The sequence below is a fragment of the Longimicrobium sp. genome (assembly GCF_048594345.1).
Taxonomy (GTDB): domain Bacteria; phylum Gemmatimonadota; class Gemmatimonadetes; order Longimicrobiales; family Longimicrobiaceae; genus Longimicrobium.
The window spans coordinates 1-3055 of the sequence record NZ_JBMDXM010000081.1 but is presented as its reverse complement, the minus strand read 5'-3'; the positions used below and the strand labels follow the sequence as shown (position 1 = coordinate 3055).

Below are 3055 nucleotides of genomic sequence, written 5' to 3'. Positions count from 1 at the left end.
CCATCGCGCTGCATGTGCTCGACCCACTTGCCGCAGCAGCCGCAGGTCGCGGTCTTGTGCACGCGCATGCGCGGCAGGACCTGGGTGTCGGCGGCCTGCGCGACCGGCGTCGCGCCTGCCTCCACAGCCGGCGCGGCGGCGGTGTCGGCCGCTGCGGGTGTCGCTGCGCCAGTGCAGGCGGCGACGGGCAGCAGCAACAGCGTCAAAGCGAGAGGATGGATGCGCATGTTCGGACTCCGGGAATCGGTCACAGGACAGCCCGATTATGCGCGAGCGCCCCCACCCCGGCCCTCCCCCGCGTTGCGGAGGAGGGAGAAAAGCGGCGCGACCTGTGCGAGCGATGCGACCCGCGAGTGCGTAGTGCAGACGGGTCACTTTCTCCGCAGCGCGGGGAGTTCAATGCCGTAGGCATCGGGTGGGGGCTGGGGGTTGTCGCGAACAGCGCCCCCACCCCGGCCCTCCCCCGCGTTGCGGGGGAGGGAGAGGAGCGGCGCGACCTGTGCGAGCGATACGACCCGCGCGTGCGTAGCGCAGACGGGTCACCTTCTCCGCAGCGCGGCGGAGGTCGATGCCGTAGGCATCGGGTGGGGGCTGGGGCTTGTCGCGAACAGCGCCCCCTCCCCGGCCCTCCCCCGCGATGCGGGGGAGGGAGATGAGCGGCGCGCCCTGTGCGTGGAGCGCGGCCCGCGCGTGCGGTGCGCAGACGAGGGACCTGCTCCGCCGCGCGGGGGAGGTCGATGCCGTAAGGCATCGGGTGGGGGCTGGGGGTTGCCGCGAACAGCGCCCCCACCCCGGCCCTCCCCCGCGTTGCGGGGGAGGGAGATGAGTGGCGCGACCTGTGCGAGCGATGCGACCCGCGCGTGCGTAGCGCAGACGGGTCACCTCCTCCGCAACGCGGGGGAGGTCGATGCCGCAGGCATCGGGTGGGAGCTGGGGCTTGCCGCGAACAGTACCCCCACCCCAGCCCTCCCCCGCCTTGCGGGGGAGGGAGACGAGCGGCGCGACCTGCGTGTGCAGCGCGACCAGAGTGCAGCGCAGACGAGCCACCTCCTCCGCAGCGCGGGGGAGGTCGATGCCGGAAGGCATCGGGTGGGGGGGCTTGTCGCGAACAGCGCCCCCTCCCCAGCCCTCCCCCGCAATGCGGGGGAGGGAGACACGCGATGCGACCTGAGCGAGCGATGCGAGTCGCGCGTGCGGCGCGGTCGGTCACCTCCTCCGCTTCGCGGGGGAGGTCGAGGCCGCAGGCATCGGGTGGGGGCTGGGGCTTTTCGCGAACGGCGCCCCCTCCCCAGCCCTCCCCCGCAATGCGGGGAGGGAGTGAGTGGTGCGACCTGAGCGAGCGATGCGGCTCGCGCGTGCGGCGCGGTCGGTCGCCTCCTCCGCTTCGCGGGGGAGGTCGATGCCGCAGGCATCGGGTGGGGGCTGGGGCTTTTCGCGAACGGCACCCCCACCCCAGCCCTCCCCCGCGATGCGGGGGAGGGAGACAAGCGATGCGTATCGCAGGTGCGGTGCGGACCGTTATCCCCGCGATGCGGGGAGGGAGACGGGTCAGCGGCCCTTGCGGGCGTTGTCGTTGGCCTTGCCGACGGCGCTCTGTACCTTGCCTACGGTCTTCTGCGCCTTGCCGGCGACTTCCTTGGCGGTGTTACCGGTGGCCTTGCCTGCCAGTTCCTTCGCGGTGCCTTTGACTTGGTTCTTCATGCCTTCGCTGCGGTTCTTGTCCACGACAGCCTCCTCGCGCCTGCTGGATTGCAGGCTGCGAGGGGATATGCGCCTGTCGCCGCCACGCGGAGGTGAAGAAACACAGCCTCGTTACAGAATCGGCATGCCGCCGGTCACTGCATAGCGCCCGCCGGTCATGTAGCTGGCTTCGTCGGACGCCAGCAGCACGTAGATCGGGGCACACTCGGCCGGTTGCCCGGGTCGCTTGAGCGGGGCCTGGCTGCCGAACTCGGCGACGGCATCGGGCGGCAGTGTCGAGGGGATCAGCGGGGTCCAGATCGGGCCGGGTGCGACGGAGTTGACGCGGATGCCCTTGTCGGCGAGCAGTTGCGCCAGGCCCGCGGTGAAGTTGGCGATGGCGCCCTTGGTCGTCGCATACGGCAGCAACGTCGGGTTGGGCTTGTCGGAGTTGATCGAGCTGGTGTTGATGATCGACGCGCCGGGCTTCATGTGTGGCACTGCGGCCTTGCACAGGTGGAACATCGCGCTGACGTTGACCTGGAAGGTGTAGTCCCACTTGTCGTCGGGGATCTCGTCGAGTGATTCGTAGGTAATCTGGTAGGCGGCATTGTTGACCAGCACGTCGATGCGGCCGAAGGCCTCGACTGCTTTGCGCACGATGGCGCGGCAATGTGCGGGATCGGCGATGTCGCCGGGGACCAGTTCGCAGCGCCGGCCTGCGGCTTCGACCAGACGCCGGGTCTCCTGCGCATCTTCGTCCTCGCTCAGGTAGCTCACCAGCACGTCCGCCCCTTCGCGTGCGTAGGCCAGCGCGACCGCACGGCCGATGCCGCTGTCGCCGCCGGTGATGATCGCGATCTTGTCCTGCAGCCGCCCACTGCCGCGATAGCTGTTCTCGCCGTGGTCTGCAGGCGGATCGAGTTTGCGCTCGACGCCGGGCACGGACTGCTGCTGTGCGGGCTGGTTCATCGTCTGGTCTCCATGTCGGGGGAAGGCGCCACGCTAGGCGCGTGCACGTGGCGCGCCGGTGATTGCAACGGCATCTGGGCGCATGGGCTTGCAGGGATTGCAGGCCGAATCGCGACATCGCGCTTACGACTTCTCGACACGATCCTAAGATTTGCATTGGTCTAATCCGCGCCCGTTCCCGGATGTGATGGGGACGCGAAGGGCGAGGTGGCGTGGCTGCCGGCACTGTCCGGCGGCGCGGCATTGCGCCTGCGGTCAGGCGGACATGCGCACCTCGACGATCCACGATCACAGAGGGCTCCGCAGCACGATGACGTTTGCCGTCCATTCCCACCCCCGCCGCCTGGCCCTGGCCACGCTGGCCACCGCCATCCTTGCCACGCCTGTCTTCGCACAGACCGCA

Annotated in this window: 2 protein-coding genes and 1 pseudogene; all 3 read right to left on the bottom strand. The window is 70.0% G+C overall.

Annotated elements, in window-relative coordinates:
• Nucleotides 1–227, bottom strand: a pseudogene (locus ACOJUJ_RS08810) (DUF411 domain-containing protein); the annotation flags it as partial.
• Nucleotides 228–1548: 1321 nt separating this feature from the next.
• A complete protein-coding gene (locus ACOJUJ_RS08805) occupies nucleotides 1549–1725 on the bottom strand; it encodes a CsbD family protein (protein WP_337245957.1) in 177 nt (58 codons plus the stop codon).
• Between the two features lie 87 nt (nucleotides 1726–1812).
• Nucleotides 1813–2652: an SDR family oxidoreductase gene (locus ACOJUJ_RS08800; RefSeq protein ID WP_420126490.1), complete on the bottom strand. Its 840-nt coding sequence runs from the start codon at nucleotides 2650–2652 to the stop codon at nucleotides 1813–1815.
• Nucleotides 2653–3055 lie beyond the last annotated feature (403 nt).